This is a genomic window from Xanthocytophaga agilis (genome assembly GCF_030068605.1).
Classification (GTDB): Bacteria; Bacteroidota; Bacteroidia; order Cytophagales; family 172606-1; genus Xanthocytophaga; species Xanthocytophaga agilis.
This window is the reverse complement of the sequence record NZ_JASJOU010000004.1, coordinates 454563-472101: the sequence shown is the minus strand read 5'-3', so window position 1 is coordinate 472101 and position 17539 is coordinate 454563. Positions and strand designations below refer to the sequence as shown.

General features: G+C 41.0%; 13 protein-coding genes. 5 read left to right on the top strand and 8 right to left on the bottom strand.

The features are described from left to right. Positions 1-18 precede the first annotated feature (18 nt). The 3 genes from QNI22_RS15195 to QNI22_RS15185 form a co-directional block, all read right to left on the bottom strand. Positions 19-855: an inositol monophosphatase family protein gene (locus QNI22_RS15195; protein ID WP_314511821.1), complete on the bottom strand. Its 837-nt coding sequence runs from the start codon at positions 853-855 to the stop codon at positions 19-21. Positions 856-890: 35 nt separating this feature from the next. Continuing rightward, positions 891-1523 (bottom strand): NAD(P)-dependent oxidoreductase, encoded by a 633-nt coding sequence (locus QNI22_RS15190; RefSeq protein WP_314511819.1) that lies wholly within the window; start codon positions 1521-1523, stop codon positions 891-893. Positions 1524-1987: 464 nt separating this feature from the next. After that, positions 1988-2851, bottom strand: a complete 864-nt coding sequence (locus QNI22_RS15185; protein ID WP_314511817.1) for a helix-turn-helix domain-containing protein — start codon at positions 2849-2851, stop codon at positions 1988-1990. A gap of 492 nt (positions 2852-3343) precedes the next feature. On the opposite strand from QNI22_RS15185, the gene QNI22_RS15180 reads away from it, so the two are divergent. Beyond that, positions 3344-3940 (top strand): RNA polymerase sigma factor, encoded by a 597-nt coding sequence (locus tag QNI22_RS15180; RefSeq protein WP_314511816.1) that lies wholly within the window; start codon positions 3344-3346, stop codon positions 3938-3940. Positions 3941-4082: 142 nt separating this feature from the next. Here the strand turns inward: QNI22_RS15180 and QNI22_RS15175 are convergent, their stop codons facing one another. Further along, positions 4083-5663, bottom strand: coding sequence for a malectin domain-containing carbohydrate-binding protein (locus QNI22_RS15175; protein ID WP_314511813.1), 1581 nt, complete (start codon positions 5661-5663; stop codon positions 4083-4085). A gap of 743 nt (positions 5664-6406) precedes the next feature. Here QNI22_RS15175 and QNI22_RS15170 point away from each other — a divergent pair. From QNI22_RS15170 to QNI22_RS15160, 3 genes are all read left to right on the top strand, one after another. Further along, positions 6407-6769: a hypothetical protein gene (locus tag QNI22_RS15170; RefSeq protein ID WP_314511812.1), complete on the top strand. Its 363-nt coding sequence runs from the start codon at positions 6407-6409 to the stop codon at positions 6767-6769. Positions 6770-7057: 288 nt separating this feature from the next. Continuing rightward, complete coding sequence (locus QNI22_RS15165) at positions 7058-7405, top strand: hypothetical protein (protein ID WP_314511810.1); 348 nt, start codon at positions 7058-7060, stop codon at positions 7403-7405. A gap of 210 nt (positions 7406-7615) precedes the next feature. Further along, on the top strand, positions 7616-8203 hold the full coding sequence (locus QNI22_RS15160) for a Crp/Fnr family transcriptional regulator (RefSeq protein WP_314511808.1): 588 nt from the start codon (positions 7616-7618) through the stop codon (positions 8201-8203). 2 nt (positions 8204-8205) lie between these two features. Here QNI22_RS15160 and QNI22_RS15155 read toward each other — a convergent pair whose 3' ends face one another. Continuing rightward, on the bottom strand, positions 8206-8598 hold the full coding sequence (locus QNI22_RS15155; protein ID WP_314511806.1) for a DUF4345 domain-containing protein: 393 nt from the start codon (positions 8596-8598) through the stop codon (positions 8206-8208). 504 nt (positions 8599-9102) lie between these two features. Here QNI22_RS15155 and QNI22_RS15150 point away from each other — a divergent pair. After that, positions 9103-11262 (top strand): glycosyl hydrolase family 28-related protein, encoded by a 2160-nt coding sequence (locus QNI22_RS15150; protein ID WP_314511804.1) that lies wholly within the window; start codon positions 9103-9105, stop codon positions 11260-11262. A gap of 270 nt (positions 11263-11532) precedes the next feature. Here QNI22_RS15150 and QNI22_RS15145 read toward each other — a convergent pair whose 3' ends face one another. The 3 genes from QNI22_RS15145 to QNI22_RS15135 form a co-directional block, all read right to left on the bottom strand. Continuing rightward, positions 11533-13593: a glycosyl hydrolase family 28-related protein gene (locus tag QNI22_RS15145; protein ID WP_314511802.1), complete on the bottom strand. Its 2061-nt coding sequence runs from the start codon at positions 13591-13593 to the stop codon at positions 11533-11535. Positions 13594-14362: 769 nt separating this feature from the next. Then, entirely contained in the window at positions 14363-15595 is a 1233-nt protein-coding gene (locus tag QNI22_RS15140) for a glycosyltransferase family 4 protein (RefSeq protein ID WP_314511799.1), read from the bottom strand. A 75-nt stretch (positions 15596-15670) separates the two neighbouring features. After that, positions 15671-16801 (bottom strand): glycosyltransferase, encoded by a 1131-nt coding sequence (locus QNI22_RS15135; protein ID WP_314511797.1) that lies wholly within the window; start codon positions 16799-16801, stop codon positions 15671-15673. Positions 16802-17539: the final 738 nt, after the last annotated feature.

The window sequence follows — 17539 nt, the reverse complement described above, 5'->3', positions numbered from 1 at the left end:
TCACCAAAACAAGATTGGTTAAAACGAGAGCATACCGTTGGATTCTTTTTTTAGAAACCTTTCCAGCACACCCGGAGCTGCGACAAACAAACTATCCGCGCCCCAGGTCCAGTCTTGGCCATCGGTAGTGGAAATCTGCGCACCTGCTTCTCTGGCAATCAGAATACCGGGCAGACAATTGTAGGTATCCAACCCTTCCTGACAAAACACATCAATACGTCCGGCACCCAACCAGGCTAGCTGCAAACCATGTGGACCATAATTACGTACCGTACCAAACTGGTCTAACAGCTCTTCTACGGATGCCCCTATTCGGTGATTCAGCCCTGTTACACTTTTTGAAAGAGCAGGATGTTCAAATACACTCAGCATTAACCATAGTTCGCTTTTCGCTTTCGCTTGTAAAGGCTTGCCATTCAGATAGGCACCTTCTCCTTCTTTAGCCCAGTACATCTCCTGTTGCATAGGATCATAAATTACAGCCAGATACGGACGCCCCTCTCTCACCAATACCAGATTGATAGTCCAGCCCGGAAGGTGTCGCATATATTGTACAGCCCCATCCATAGAATCGCATAACCAAAACTCAGGCAAGTCCAGCGGTTGCTTTTGTTGTTCGAAGTCAAATTCGCTATCCTCTGCCCAGGGAATCTCCGGATACATTGGGTTTAGGGCATCCTGTAACATCACCAGACATTTTTTATCTATTTCCTGAAATTGAGACATCAGGTCTTCCTGATCTTGTGGGATATTGTTTTGTTTAAATGTTTGCAAAAAGGTATCACCTGTATGACGGATGCTTTCCAAAATAAAGGGTACATCGATTTCCTGCATAGCGTTACGTTCAGTTTTCATGGAATTACAATTGAAAAATGTGAGAATAAATAAAATTATCGTGAATAGGTAAGTGCTACATACTTGTGTAGGAGTGTAGGATTTTCCGCCTGGCGCAGCAGAAAATCAGCCACATCAGCTCGGGAAATACGACTAACCTTCATTCCTTTGTAGAGTTCAGGTACCACCTGATACTGCCCTGTCCAGGAGTGGTTGGTGAGCAGGCCCGGCCGTACAATCTCCCAGCGAAGTGAGCTGTCTGCCAGCATCTTTTCAAACCGGGTTTTGTCTTCATATTCCTTTTTGAGTATCGTATTCATCACCAGTTTTACCCACAAAGGATTGTACGAATGACTCTCCCCTGCTCCAAATCCCGTAATAGCCAGGAAAGGCACACGGGTGTGTAATTCAGTGGCAGCGGCAATCAGTGCCCGGCCTGTATCTGAAAAGAGAGAAGGTTGTTTGTCAGAACTCTTTCCAATGGTGACAATCACTGCGTCTGCCTTGCTAATAGCCCGTTTTACATAAGTGACCGAAGTAGCACTCCCACTAATCGCTGACAACGCAGCATGTGCGGGTAAGGATTGTGTTCGTCTGGATAATGTAGTAACCTGATAGCCCTTATCCAGTGCCTGTTTCACTACCAGTAGCCCGATACCGGAGGAAGCGCCTATAACTGTAATATTCATATTTTATAAATGTATATAGAGTAAGATAAAGCAGAGCAGTGTAACTCATATCTAAATAGGTTTGATCTACTATACTGGTTCTAATTCTCGATCATTGCTTTTCCACAAGCATCTTCCTTTTTGCTTGTCTTTTCCTTTATTTGTTTATTGTTCCAAACATCATTCTTCTTGTGGCTCCTTCATTTTTTGCTTGCCCAAAAAACGAAGCAAAAAAGGGCGCCTTTTCCCGATCCTTCCCCCCGCAAGGCCAAAGGCCAACCTCGCGGGAAAAGGAAGCCCTACGCACCTTCACCACCAACCACGATTGAAGTTTACTTTATTCTCTTTGTACCAAAATTTTTCTTTATTTCTAGAAAAGGGGTAGGAAAGCAGATAAATCTATCGACATTTCCCTTTGTTTTTGACATAGCAAAGGAAGAGGGAAAAAACAGGATATTATAGCCGTAAAAGAGGGAAGAATAGTTCTAATCGCGGAATTGCTGGCGAAACTCCAGTGGCGTCAGATCTGTGGCTTTTTTAAATAGCTTTGAAAAATAAACCGGATTGTCATAGCCAACTTCATAGCCAATCTCTTTTACACTCAGATTAGTAAAGTACAACAATCGTTTGGCTTCCAGAATGGATGTTTGTTGTATGCGTACCGATACCGGATACCCACTGATATCTTTGACAGTATCATTCAGATGTGAAACAGATACAGACAACGCCTGTGCATACTGGGATGGTTGCTTCCAGGTTTTATAATAACGTAATAGCAATTGGCTGAAATCCCGTTCAATAATAGAGGGACGGCCTTCTTTGGATTTATTTCCAACCGGCATCTGAGAGAACTTTCCAGCCAGCAGACTCAGGATGGCGGCCAGCAGTTCATGCATAGTTCTTCCTGTATAGGTAGTAGGTACTTCAGATTGGAGTTGGTGCATCAGACTTGCAATGGTAATTACCTGAGCCTGTAATGTGTCTGTTTGCGTAAAAAGCAGAGGTTTGGCAAAGCCTGTTTGTAATACACGCTGAAACTCCTCCTGAATCAGCGAAGGATCAAAGTGAATAGCCCATCCCTGAGGATCTTTCAGTTCAACTACATGATGCACCTGCTCTGGAAAAACCAGCAACATAGAAGGTTGATTTATCAGCACCTCTTCAAAATCAAGCATCATCTTCAGAGATCCGCCCAGAGCAATAATCAACATATAATGCCTGTCACGGTGAGGCTTGAAGATATCATGTCCTCCTTCCGGTTCATCATTCCCGATATGTATCACAAACACTCCTGCCTTTGCCAGTGGAGTAAGATCAAACTGTTTGATAGGTTGTCCTGAAAAATGCAAACGGATGAGGTAGTTTAATCCAGTATTGTTAGGTAAGAAACACAAAAGAAAGGCATTTCACTTTCAAATAAAACAACACAACAAACAAAATTAATCCTCCTGTTCTTTCTATAAACAACACAAAAGTATATATACCCATACCTTGTTCTGTCTAGGTTCAGCCCAAAAAAGGGGGTTATTTTTCTAAGATAGAGCAATCTCAAAATAGGCAAAGATATAATTCAGACAATCTACTGAGTATCTGAACCTTTCTACAGAATCTATCCTTTTCAATTTGTACACTACACAATATTTTTTGTAACATTCCCAATATTTTCAAAAATAGTCTGAAAATAAATGTACTTTCCTCAGGTGTTTTACGTATTTTACTCTAGTTGAGTAGTTGCCAATAGAATTTTTTCTATAAGTATAAAAAAAACATAAATAAAAGTCTGGCATAACTTCTCTTCCCCTTCTCTATTCATTTTTTATAGCACTAAGCAATAGGACCTTATGAAAGACACACACAATTCTCCCCCGGATACGGTACTTATCTCTGACTGGCAACAGGGAGATGAGAAGGCATTCGATAAATTGTATTATCGATACCATCCGCGTTTATTCCGGCTAGCCTTTAAAATAACCAAATCTCAAGCCCTAACTGAAGAGATTGTTCACGATGTATTTATGAAGGTTTGGCAGAATAAAGACAAGATTGATCCACAACGATCTTTTCAAGCCTATATTTTTACCATTATTAAAAATGAAATTTTCCGTTATCTGCGCAAACAAACCAACTCACCGGTTACCGTCAACTTTTCATTTGAAGGACAAACTCCTAATGCCAATCCAACAGAGCAGGATCTGCATTTTACGGATTATCTCCAGCTATATCAATGCGCACTGAATGCCCTTCCCGCACGAAAAAAAGAAATTTTTCTATTACACCGCCAGGAAGAACTATCCTATCGTGAAATCGCCAGCCAGTTACAGGTGTCCGTAAAAACAGTCGAATTCCATATGAATGACTGTCTGAAATGGTTCCGAAAAAATTTACGCGTACATACAGATCTCGTTTTCCTGTTTCTTTCGGTCTCTTACATTTTTTAAAAAGTACTATCTGCCACCACCTCTATAAAAGATATCTAACCCATATCTTACCCTTAAAAAACGTTATACTAAAACCCGGCTCATTACTCTTTACACTATATCAGTCTGTTAAACCACAACCCACACTCTTACTACACCGCTTCTACCGATTAATAACGAGTTTCTTTTGTGTATGCTTTCCATTGGTTTCGACCTTCACCAGATATAACCCCGATGCTAGCGAAGCTTCCTGATTCAGCACCAGCAATTTTTCTGATCCAATCTGAATAAAGTTAGTTGTATGCTTCTCAATCAAGACTCCCTGCAGCGTATATACTTCTAAAGTAGCCGACAAATTTTCAGCAGATTCAAACTCTACGATAACACCACTATTGGATGGGTTAGGAAACACCTTTAGTGTCATTTCAGTAGCAGATGGATTCCCACTCCCTGGATTTGTAATCAATGGAATTACCTCAATAGCCGAAATCATAGCCCGGCTGATGGTACTGGTAAATACCAGATCCAGCATACCATCTTCTACTGTTACGATATAGGTATTGGTCAGAGCTTTATTAGCACCTCCTGCTGATACAAACACATCCAGGTCAGTGACTTCCTGATCACCCTCTTCCAGGTTAATAGAAAACTTACGCTGATTGGCTGATGTATAGTATATTTCTGCAAAATGCAGCACCACCTGATAGTTGCCGTTTGCTACCGGGATAGTATAGGAAAAGGTATCACCACTTCGAAAGGTACGATATAGCTCATCATTCGTAGTGTTGGCAATCCGGGTAGTACCAGGAAAACGCGATTCACTACTATCTGTAAAGTATTGATCTGCTCCGAATATTGTTCCGCCAACCGTTATTTCTGGTCCTCCACAATTAATACGCACTGTCGACAAAGATGGATCAGAGACCGCAGGTATAACTTCAATAGCAGAAATCAGTCCCCGGCTAATGCTGCTATTTAACTCCAGATCCAGCGTGCCATCATTCACCGTTATCAGATATGTATTGACAAGGGCTTTGTTAGCTCCACCAGCAGAAGTAAAGACATCCAGATTAGCTATCTCTGTATCACCGCCTTCCAGGTTAATAGAAAATCTGCGTTGATTGGCTGTGGTATAATACACTTCAGCAAAGTGCAGGATCACCTGATAGCTGCCATTTGTTACCGGAATATTGTATGAAAAATTATCGCCACTCCGGAAGGTACGATACAGTTCGTCGCTGGTAGTACCTTCAATAGCTGCATCCGGAAAATAATGTTCATCACTACTATTACTGGTATACCGATCCGAAACAAAGGTAAGACCTGCTGCGGTATTAAGTTCTGTACCCCCACAATTGATTCGAATAGGAGGATATACGATAGATAGTGTCACTTCTTCTTCATCCCATAGTGGAAGGGATGCATTATCTGTTACCCGAATGGTAAGTGTTACTACTCCTGTACTATCTGGTGTATACCGAAATACCCCACTGACAGGATCAATACTTGCTCCTTCCGGCCCGTTCTCCAGACTATAGGTAAGCGATTGTCCACTGTCTGCATCTGAGGCGGTTGCTGTAAAGGAAACTGTCTGTCCGATAATGACAGATTGGTTACCGATTGGATTTAATCTGGGTGCTTGATTGGCTTGGCCTTCAAAGGCGTAAGATGTAATTGTTCCCAAAACATATATAATCAGACACAATCCTATGTTTAATTTATATGTATGTAGTAGTAATTTCATAGAAGTATAGGTTGTAATTGGTTTATCATTTATTCTTTTAACTTCAGTAGACTGATGTCTACTTATAGTATGTTTTCCCTATATGAGGGCTTATAGTCCACAGCATCGCTCCTCCTGTGGCTTCTGTTTTTTTCTTATCTTTTAGTGGTTTATTGTCTCTTTCTTCACTCTATTTGCAACCTCTTCATTTTTTGCTTGCTAGTATCCATACTTATTTATAGCTCCTTTTCATATCTCTTCCTACCACCTGTCACTTTCTTTGCTTGCCCAAAGAAAGTAACCAAAGAAAAGGCACTTTTTCCCGATCCTTCTACCCACAAGGCCAAAGGCCAACCTCGCGGGAAAAAGATTGCCAACGCACCTACACAACCACACACGATTAAAGTCAACTTTGCTCTCTTTCTACCAATATATACCATCCTTTCCTTCTGAAAGAAACTTCCCGCCACGGCGGGACAGGTGTGATAAATAAAACCCTTTTTAGCTTTTGACCAGATAGTTATAATGCACAATCGATTCTGTTATTCTTTGCGTCCCACTCGCTCATATAACATACTACCTCAAATACAGCCTCTACCCTAGTCATACAGGCTGATTTATTTTTTAACACCTATGTTTTTAACTCTTCATGAAAAAAAATAGACATACCTGGCTAGGGTAGGCTATAAAATCAGGGTATATACCATTACAGGGATAGAAAACCTATTTTTTTAACTATGTGCAATCAGACCCAACCAAAACCTATGGCAAGAGTAGATGAGAAACAGTATCAGGCATTACTTCGCGCATTGCGTAAGCTTCAATGGGCAGTAGATTGCCATGAACAGTTGTTTGACGAAAAAGATGATTCTGTAACAAACCTAAAACAGATGGAAGAAGATCTGCTGCGTTTTCAGCAGGAGTATCAGGATAAGGAACAAGCCTTACGACAGGCTCAGCAGGAGTTTGCGGTAGGGATCAAACAAATCAGACTTCAGATGATACAACAGGCACATCAGATCCGGAAAGTATTAGTCAGTATGTCGGTTTCGCCCAGTACATTAGGTATTCCTAAAGGTTTATCCCAAAACATAGATTTAGAATTAATGAAAGAGAAAAGTGCCTAGACAGGTACTTTTCTCTTTCATTAAACGTGTGCTACCCATTATACCCCTGAAAACATAACAAAATGTTCATGTAACAGTAAAAAAGATAGTACCACAAGCTAGTATTTTGAATATCTGATAGTATTTACTTAAATATATTCCTATTTTTATACCACTATTTTCAGTATTAACACCATTTTCTGAAAAGCAGAACCATACAAAAGACTATTTTATGGAAACCTGTGACAGATATACTATCATGTATACATCAACAGGATCAACTGGTATAAAAAGCAAATAGGACATCCATTGGATACTCATATTACAAAAGAATTAGTAGAAAAATACCTGCAAGGCAACTGTACCCCACAAGAAAAGGCACAAGTGGAAACATATATCCAGAAAGGAGGAGACCTCTCCGTATTTGAAACTGCACTGGAAGAAGAGTGGACCCATACAGATGACCAACCTTCGGCAGATATTGATACAGAGGACTCTCTACAGAAATTCAAGGCAAAACGTCAGCAATTAGATCTGGTTAGTGATACTACTAAACAGGCATTCCAATTTTATCTGCACAGATACAAGTTGCTTTGGATTACAGCACTGTTTCTGATTATTATCTCTGTTCTCTTTCTAGGTTATATAAAATACTAGTCAAATGACAATTCTGGGACTAAGCTACCCTTAGTAATCTGTACTCCTTCCTGTATTCCGGCCTTACATCCGCTCTGTTGTTTATAGTCAAGGCAATTTTCCGTATTTTGTCAGAATAGATAGTTGTACCGTTACAGCGAAATAAGTCTCGCTGTAATTTCCTGATATATATAGGTACAACCAGGGTTTACATCTTTAAAAACAAGCAACATGCAGGATATTGCCAGGCAGTTTTTACTCAAATTCAATAAGTTTAGTTCAGACGAGATTAACCTGATTCTGGACAACACATCCATAGAGAGATTCAGGAAAGGGCAATTTGTTGTACAGGCAGGAAGCATCTGTAAGAAATGCTACTTTGTGCTACAAGGATGTCTCCGCCAATTCAGAATCATTGACGGAGTAGAAAAGACATCGGATTTCTTTCTGGAAAAAGAACCTGTTGTTTTGTATTCCAGCTATATGGATCGCAAACCTGCAGAGAGTAGCGTACAATGTCTGGAAGATTGCATTTTACTTAGTGGCACAAAAGAACAGGAAATTACCATGCACAAAACCAATCCCTCTCTTGAACATCTGATATATACTTTATTGTCTGATGATTACAAAAAGGCCGAAAGTTATATCACCCTACTTACCTGTTTCAATCCGGAACAAAGATACCTGGCTTTATTGGAAACAAGACCCGAAATTTTAAACAGAGTGCCTCTTGTTTACATAGCCTCTTATATAGGCGTAACTCCAGAGTCTCTGAGCAGAATCAGAAAAAGAATTATGTTCCATACAGATAAGCCGTAAAATCATTGCCTTTGCAATCTCCGATAGGCCGTTAAAACTGCACTACCGATTATGATTTCACCTATAGTTACCAAAACCAAACCTTGATCAGGTATACCATCAATCAACATACCATATACTCTGGATAAGCCGTAACACAGATAAAACAAGGCAGCAATAAATAGAGCCTTAGCGCTTAAAGACGGCATAAATGCCCCTAAAATCATAACTACTCCTGCAGCTAACAGAGTACCTCCTGATCCACGGATCTCGCTTAATAAACTACTATTGCCTGCTATATCTATCCCAGTAGAAGCTTCAAAAGCAACAGGGAAAATCAACTGGCCAATGCCAACGGCAGCTCCAATAATGCCCGCAAAAAATAACAGGGCTTTTACATAAAGTGATTGTTTCATAGTACATGGCGTTAAATTGTTAGAAACACTTTTTTAGTAATACTCCAAAGGTAGATAAGCCGGATACTAGAGTTCCTTGACTTAAGATAAGAAATCAGGCAGTCTTACATTACGTAGAAAAGTTAATTTGGCGGAAGGGCAGAAGAATGAAAAATAAAATACAAGTAACATGTAAGAATTAAATAAGTCAAAATACAGTCATCTACCAGTAGGCCCACATTTTCTTGGCCTCCTATAGCAATCTGGTAATAAATAGTACCACTAGCAGGTAAAAAACAACTATCTCATCTTGTTAGAGCTTAAAATTCAGCCATCTCCCCTCCTGGTTAACACCCTTTCAACGCGTACCTTTTGCACAACAATTGCGGCATCTTTTACCCCTCACAAAACGTATCTATTCATGCAAGCGCTTGTAAGAATTATCACCCTCTAACAGATAGAATTCCGCCCGAAACCGGATTCTGATTTTAATTAACCCTAGTTAGCCTCGTGCAGGAGATTTGAATGATGAAAAAAATAATTCTGAGTATTTTACTTCTTTCCAGTGCGTATATCCAGTCAAATGCCCAGTTAATCAATTACCCAAGCAGTTTAGACAGCACTCATATTCAACAATATGATGGATACACTATTGCCAATACAGGCGGTTTCTTCAATGTGAAACAGTATGGAGCCAAAGGTGATGGGGTCACAGACGACACGAAGGCCATACAGGCAGCTCTGGACGCCAATCGAAAAGGTGTAGACACCGGGGGAGAATCGGCCTACTTCTATGCCCGTCCCAAAACCCTATACTTTCCGCGTGGTACCTACCTTGTCTCTAACACATTAACCTGGATTGGACAAGCGATGATGATGATGGGTCAGGGAAAAGGACAAACAATTATTAAGCTGAAAAACAGTACGTCCGGATTTACCAATGCCAGTGTACCTAAAGCCGTGCTTTCCTCACCAGATGGTATTTATCAGTTTCATAATTACATCCGGGATCTGACAGTCAGTGTAGGATCTGGCAATGCAGGTGCCATAGGTATTGACTTTATAGCCAATAACAGTGGGGGTATAGTCAATGTAGAGGTTCGATCTGAAGATCGGTCCGGGAAAGCAGGCATCAGTATGCGACGTGCCTATCCTGGCCCCTGTATGTTAAAGAAGGTGGCAATAACGGGCTTTGATTATGGCATTCAGGCATGCAGAGCAGAATATAGTATCACTTTCGAGGATATTTCGCTTACCAATCAAAAGGTTACAGGCATAGAGAATGATGGTAATATTCTACTTATCCGCAAACTAACCAGTACAAACTCAGTACCTGCGGTACGTAATCTTAACCAATATGGTATGATTACTCTTCTGGAAGCAACTCTTTCAGGTGGTAGCAGTAGTGTAAGTGCGATTGATAATGTGAATGGGAATCTTTTCGTCCGAACGGTTACGGCAACAGGCTACCGCACTGCCATTAACAACAAAGGCACATTGGTTAGTGGGCTTACGCTACAGGGATATGTAAATGGTGCAGTATCCAATCTGTATGCGAATGGTACACGGGCTTTAAATATTCCGGTGGAAGAAACACCTGACTACGATGAGGGAGACATCACCAAATGGGCTCAGCTTTCCTCGCCAGGCTGGTATGGAGATAACACCAACTGGCAAAATACAATCAACTCAGGTAAGTCGGTGATTTATCTCAAAACAGGTACCTACCAGGCGAATAACCGAACCTATAACATACCCGTAAGTGTACGAAAATTTATGGGCTTTGGAGCTGTGGTGAATGGTGGGGATCAGTTTGCTATGAAGCTGGTAGTCAAAGATGGCAATGAAAATAGTCCGCCTCTTATCATCGAGCATTTTGGCTTCGGTATTTCGATAGAACATTTGTGCAAGCGTCCTATTGTGATCAAACACTGTAAAATACGGAGTTACACCAGTTCGGCACAGGCCGGAAAACTATATCTGCAGGATATGGAGTCTGTCAATCTGATTACGTTGTATCCTCAGCAGAAAGTATGGGCACGACAATTCAACAGTGAAATTCTACCCGGACAAATCTGGAACAAAGGAGCTACGTTATGGATATTAGGTATGAAGACCGAACAGAGAGGTTATGTGATCAAAACAACCGATTGTGGCAAAACAGAATTACTGGGAGGGTTGATCTATCCAGCCAAAAGTATGACAACATCTGATCCGCCTGCTTTTATCTGTGAAAATGCACAACATTCGCTTGTATTTGGAGCCAGCTCCTACACTACAGGGATGATGCATCCGGTATTGATTCGGGAAGTACAAAATGGTATAACCAAAGAGCTCAAATACAATGGTGCCATACGCTTTATGATGCCCTTGCATGTAGGTATCAATGGTGCCTGCTCTGGAGGTTCTTCGGCCAGAGTGATAGCAGATACTCTTCAAAGAGAGACAATCTCTATATGGCCTGTCCCTACAGATCAGGCAGTTGAACTGGAATGGCCAGAGCAGGAAGAGGAAACAGTAACTATACAGGTAGTCTCCTTACAGGGGTCGGTTGTCTATGAAAAAACTGTATCCCATACTACCCACCACCAGTTAGCCACCAATCAACTGATGAATGGGCTTTATATTGTTAAAATACTAGTGGGTCAAAAGGTCTTTACAGAGAAGATGATAGTTGTGCATTAGAGTTAAATAAAGAGTTACTGACGAAGATATCCACTGAATGTTGTCAATTTAAGGATTTTTTTATCCTTACCTTTTTTGTCCTCCTGAAAGGATCTCGTGGCAAGACCGGTGGCTTTTGGATTTGGAAATAATTATTTTCTCCAAAACCAAACACAGCTCTATTTGTCACGAGGTCCTTTCAGGAGGACAGGAAGGGATTTTTTAAACCCATTCTTCTTGAGTTGACAGCATTGGATACCAACCTATGCTAGTATTTTTCACAAAGCAAACTCATTTTTCTCCTGTTGTTATATACAGTGGTACAGCAGTACCTGCGCCTCTGTTGCTGAACTGCTTTTTATCAGTAGTAATACTCTTTCTGCTACTTTTATTTCCATTGCTTACCATAGAAGTATAGCTAGCAGCAGGATTGTAGGCATTAACCACATAGGTTAATTTTAGCTTTGCCTTATTGGATATAAATGCAGGGAGGTCTCTGTTCTGAATGTTTTTTACAGGATACAAAAAACCACCTAATACTTCCACAGAGCCCTGATCGGATTCCAAAACTGTTCTTGGACCTTCTGTTTTTAAGCCCAATATCCATAAAGATCCTCCTTTCTGTGTAATAATAGGCTTACCTAATGGGACAAAATGTGCCTCAGGATTTAGCTGGCGAGCCCATACATGTTGTGCATATGCAAAGTTCCAGGGCATAATTGTCGCTACATTTTCCAGAAATAAGTCCCCTGCTCCTTTTGTATTCTGATAAAAATACTTTCCTCTGGCATACACATCATTGTCTATATCCTTTACCACCAACACCTGCGAAGAAGCATGTTCAATAAATACTCCACCCCAGAAAGGAGATTTGCGTTCGTCACTCAAATTAAACCGCTCAAAGTATACTGTATCATGCTTGCCTTGTTCAAACCGAAATACAGGTGCTATCTGTGTAGAGTCACTAAAATCGTTCTTACCTCCAATATCTATTCCTGACTGCATTCCCATCAACTGTCGTACATTACCCTTAATGACAAGTGTTTTGGAAATAACATACCGGAATTTGCCTTTTGGAAAAAAGATGACTTCTTTACCAGAGTTAAGCGCTTCCTGAATAGCCTGAGTGTCATCTCCATTCGGGTCATCGGCAGAGGCTCCATAGTCGGTTACACTGGCCCATTGAGTAAGGTCGTTCTGATGAAATTGAGGTGTTTCTTTAATGGATAACGAAAAAGTCTCAGGTTTGTCTGCCCGGTTACCAGAGGCAGAGCCATTTACGGATGTACTGACAAACTCTTTGATCGCTGTACCTTTGGCGACGACACTCTGATTTTCCATAGTACGCTGATAGCCCTTAACTGCTACATTCCGTATATAAAGATTACCTGCCTGGGTATTTGTATCACTCTCATTCACAATAGGACTGATTGTTGCAGGTTCGCCATTTTTAACAAATTCCGCATCCAAAAGTGTAATCAAACCATAATTATCAGGCCGTTTAGCACTCTTAAGATCTTTCCGACGTGCATTCAGAATAACAGGAACCGCATTTTTGTTTTCGCTTCGGATTTTTCTTAGCGAAAGGACGTTGCTCGTATTTCGGATAGAAGCTTTTTTCTGATCTTTTAGGGTAATGTATTCGTATGTCTGGCTATATTCTGAGCCATACACATCAATGCCATAATCAAAGCCTTGAATAGTTACATTCTTAAATAGACAGGGACCTGCACCCTGGCGTTTGAGAAGAATACCTGCTACTCCCTCACCATCCCCAGACACAATAGTGACATTTCGCAGACCTGCCAGATTAGTCCCTACGAAATCCAATGCTACAGCTCCCGGATTTCCATTACCGGTATGTATGGTCAAATCATAGATCAGGTTGTTAAAAGCATTGATGCCTCCTCCATTTTTGCTCTCTTTGTTATTAACTTTATTGGAACCTGTAGCCAGACAAGCTTTGGGAGTTTCCGGATTTGAAAATTCAGACAAATGGTCTTTTAATCGAATGATTGTTTCCTTCTGACTTTGTCCCTGTATCGTTAGCCGGGCTCTCCACAAGCTATCTTGTTCTACAATATGCACCCACTTGATAGGTTGGGTAACCAGATAGGTACCTTTGGGAAAATAGAGTGTTCTGTCTTTGCCTATATTCTCGCTGATGGCTTGCTGAATGGCTTGGGTATCATCGGTAGAGCCGTCTCCTTTGGCGCCATACTTTTCCCTGACATTGATGACAGCTGTTGCCGGAAAGTGTTTCTCTCCACTGGGATAGGCTTGTCCTGCACAGGTTTCAGGTTGTAGGCTTAGCAGCAATCCGATAAGTATATAAATATAGTTGGTTGGCATACATACTGATTTTTAGCTGGTTGTAGTATTTTATTGATCTTTACCTGAGTTTACTCTTTGTCCTTGTCTTCATTCTTCTTCGTTTTTTGCTCTTTTCCTTCGTTTATTAAGTCTCCCGATCATTACTATTCCATAGGCTTCTTCATTTTTTGCTTGTCTCTGTCTGAGTTGGTTTCTAGTCCAGAGCATATCTCTGCTTATTGCCTTGTCACTTTTTTACTTGTCTTTTCCTAGATTGGTTTATTGTCCTTTTCATCACTCTGCCTACCATGTTACTTTTTTGCTTGCCCAAAAGAAGGGCACCAAATGAGAATTTGGTGAGCCAGATTTGTGTGTTAGCAAAAAGGGCACTTTTTCCCGATCCTTCTGCCCGCAGGCCAAAGGCCAACCTCGTGGGAAAAAGATTGCCAACGCACCTACACTACCTTACACGATTGAAATTATCGCAACTCTCTTTGTACCGATTTTAGTATTATTAACTTTCAACTTCATTCCTTTGTCCTGCCTCTTTTGTCATATATGCGTCCTCTCCTTCCCTATCTTCCTCTCCACTTTTGCCTTTCCTCCCTCTCTGTCCTCCTGAAAGGAACTCGTGGCAAGACCGGCGGCTTTTCCTACTGGAGAAAATATTTTCAGAAACCAGAGACCACTCTATTTGTCACGAGATCCTTTCAGGAGGACAGAGAGAGGAGAGATAGAGAAAGAGGCGATCCTTTCAGGATAGCCCAAAAAGGAATTATACCATATAATCAATTCACCTAGAAAGTTGTTAAGCGGATTTAGCTTTGCTGGTTCCGGATACGAGTTCTTTTCCAACAACGGGTTTAACCGATTCCAGTATTGGTTTGACTGACTTCTCTTTCTGAAACTGGCGTTTGTACCCTACTACAGTCTCGATGGTTTCTTCCATAGCTTTCAGGTGTTTTTGTAGAGAGAAAGATTGCAGATAGCGTTCACGTCCTTTTTTACCCATGCTTTTTTGTAATGCAGGATCTGACATCAACAACAGTAGTTTCTCTGCAATTAATTGAGGCTGTTGAACCTGCACCAGAAAGCCTGTGTCTCCTTCCACTACAATATCCGGTATACCTCTCCAGAGAGTAGACACAACCGGTAACTCAAACATCATGGCTTCTACCAGTACATTTCCGAAAGATTCCGATTCGAAATAGGAAGGAAAACAGAATATATCCGCCTTCACAAACTCCTGCCACTTTTCATCACCCGTCTTTGTACCCAAAAACTGCACATGATCCTGCAGATTATATTCCTGAACTTTTGCCCTTACATCGTTCTCATACTCATTGGATACAAACTCGCCAACCAATGAAATACTGAAGTTATGGATTATGTTTTTCAGCAATCGGGCCGCTTCAATCAGCACGGTTACGCCTTTGTCTTCACGCAAAACTCCCACAAACAGGATGTTAGTCTGCTCCTTTTGTGCTCGTACCAGAGGCAGGTATGGAGTGGCAGCATCTTCCAGGCCATTGTGGATGATATATACCCGATCAGAGTTAAAGTACTTTCCATCAGCCGGATTTAATGCCGAGAGCTGAATAGATGCATCCGGAGAACCATAAGCCCACCTTGCAAGCTTTTTAAAGAGTCCGGGCTGCTGCTCTAAATAATCAGAAATACCCGCAGCCCGAAAGTGATAGATAACCTTCTTGAAAAACACACGGGTAATACCCAGTAAAATAATATCCCGTATAATAGGTGTCCGGTTAGGACCTGCCGGAGGATAATACAATGTATTTACATTCTTACTAAAGCGTAGTTTCAATACCTTCCAAATCACTTCAAACAAGTGAAATATCTTCTTGAATCTGAAGTTACCTACGGATTTAAACGAATCCGAGAAAGACATGCGCACATGATAAATTTTGATTCTGTCAAACTCTGCATCTACCAACCGCTTAATCATCATGGCTTGTCCCATATACGGTGGAGGGGTCTGCCCTACCACTAAAATTTTCACAGGTTTTTCGTTCATTTGCATGGTATTTAACTGAAGTTGTATAGGGTATTTTTACAACAGCGAATTACCCTATACAGCCTCTAATAAAAGAAAGAGTTACAGACACAAAGGCACCGGATTCTGTTCAGTATATTTATCTAGAAGAACCTGTGCAATCTGATTAATAATAGCCTTTACAGACTGTTGTTTGGTTGTTATAATAATCATCAGTTCTTCCCCTGTCAGTTTATCCGGATCTGTAATATCCAGAGCCAGAACAGGCAGATTATGCATTTTGGCCTCTACCATCGTAAAGCTTCCTCTTCCATGCATATCCAAGCTCACAAACAAATCATGTGAGGCATAATAAGAGGATAGATCACGTCGTGGCTTAGCCCCTAAAAACGACACTTTTAATTTGTATTTTTCTGCATACTGTTGAAATACAGCCCTATCAGGGCCTTCTCCTATAATGGTGAACTCATAATTTATCTTTCCTTCCAGTTGTCTTAGCGCTTTCAGAATAAACATAATACCTTTCCATTCCAGCAACCGACCTACAAATAGTAACTTAAGCACTCCTTCTTCTTTTGCTTTATAAGCAGAAAAGTCAACCTGAAAATCATTTTTATTGACTACATAATAGTCAGGTTGCAGGTATGCTTTCTTTCTCACAAAAGGTGGCAGAATATTTCGGGTAGCGGTTGTGGCAACTCCTATTTTCTGTGCCTTGTATAATCCGCTTAATACAAACGGATCAACAAAGGATGTATGCTGGAGAACCAACCTCAGCACCTCTTGTACACGTCCTTTCCAACTGAATACAGATAAAAAGCGAATGGGAACGATTTCGCCACTGGCAATAGGTCCCCAGGTAAAGTATGGCGAAAAGTACCATAACAGGGAAGGAAACCTATACGAGCCTACACTCGCCCGATGTGCATGCTGAAACTGGTTTCGGGAGTACCTTTTGAGTAAAAAGAAAAACAAAATAAGCTCCCAGATATAAGGGACTACCTGCTTACCTACTGACGTTTTCTTGAATCCGTTAACGGCTACCGGCAAATCAAAAAAAAGAAACGTAGTATTGCTGATTCCTTTTTCCCTGAACACCTTCTCCGCTTTTTCCCGGTTGAAAGGACGGGTTACAACAATAAGATCAGAACATTTTGCCGCTAATTGTAACAGCTCTTGCCAGCCTGTTTCAAACTCACTACCCCGGTCTGGCTCGCAGTGGTAGGATGACATAATGGTTTTCATATCCATAGCCTGTAAAAAATATAAAAAGAACAGAAACTGCTTCATGAATACAATCCTATGCCTATACTGAATGGATTATGAAAAATCGATTATTTCATGTCCAGTCAGTTTATTCAATTGTATAGGTTTTCCTATACTGATTACATTACTCTGCTCCATATCTTTGAATCTATTTTCTCAGATATGTTATCATTCTTTTGTTTATAGGTTGTTCCTGGTTTAAATTGTTAGATGATTTATTATTCCAAACACGGTGGTTCAGTGTTTAGACTATTAACAATGCCATTGCTTTATTTCCTCTCTTCTTTCATTGTTCAAAACATTCTTCCTACAATCTGTTACTGTTTTGCTTGCTAGTATCCATCTTTGTTTATAGCCCAGAATATCTCTCTTCCTACGGCCTGTTACTTTTTTTGTCACGCCACGGCGTGATAACCAAAAAAGGGCACTTTTCTCCGATCCTTCCTCCCGCAGGCCAAAGGCCAACCTCGCGGGAAAAAGAAGCCTCATACACCTACACCACCACTCGCGATTAAAGTTTCCATGGCTCTCTTTGTATCAATAAAAAACCTTTCTCATACCCTATCCTCCTACTCAACCGCTCTCTGTCCTCCTGAAAGGATCTCGTGGCAAGACCGGCGGCTTTTCCTACTGGAGATATTTTTTTCCTCAAACGGTAAGCTTGGCTCTATTTGTCACACGTGTCCCGCCGTGGTGGGAAGATTC

Bases quoted from the DNA above. Each gene is read 5' to 3' on its own strand.
- QNI22_RS15195 (WP_314511821.1), bottom strand. From the start codon at position 855: ATGAAAACTGAACGTAACGCTATGCAGGAAATCGATGTACCCTTTATT.
- QNI22_RS15190 (WP_314511819.1), bottom strand. From the start codon at position 1,523: ATGAATATTACAGTTATAGGCGCTTCCTCCGGTATCGGGCTACTGGTA.
- QNI22_RS15180 (WP_314511816.1), top strand. From the start codon at position 3,344: ATGAAAGACACACACAATTCTCCCCCGGATACGGTACTTATCTCTGAC.
- QNI22_RS15175 (WP_314511813.1), bottom strand. From the start codon at position 5,663: ATGAAATTACTACTACATACATATAAATTAAACATAGGATTGTGTCTG.
- QNI22_RS15170 (WP_314511812.1), top strand. From the start codon at position 6,407: ATGGCAAGAGTAGATGAGAAACAGTATCAGGCATTACTTCGCGCATTG.
- QNI22_RS15160 (WP_314511808.1), top strand. From the start codon at position 7,616: ATGCAGGATATTGCCAGGCAGTTTTTACTCAAATTCAATAAGTTTAGT.
- QNI22_RS15155 (WP_314511806.1), bottom strand. From the start codon at position 8,598: ATGAAACAATCACTTTATGTAAAAGCCCTGTTATTTTTTGCGGGCATT.
- QNI22_RS15150 (WP_314511804.1), top strand. From the start codon at position 9,103: ATGATGAAAAAAATAATTCTGAGTATTTTACTTCTTTCCAGTGCGTAT.
- QNI22_RS15145 (WP_314511802.1), bottom strand. From the start codon at position 13,593: ATGCCAACCAACTATATTTATATACTTATCGGATTGCTGCTAAGCCTA.
- QNI22_RS15140 (WP_314511799.1), bottom strand. From the start codon at position 15,595: ATGCAAATGAACGAAAAACCTGTGAAAATTTTAGTGGTAGGGCAGACC.
- QNI22_RS15135 (WP_314511797.1), bottom strand. From the start codon at position 16,801: ATGTCATCCTACCACTGCGAGCCAGACCGGGGTAGTGAGTTTGAAACA.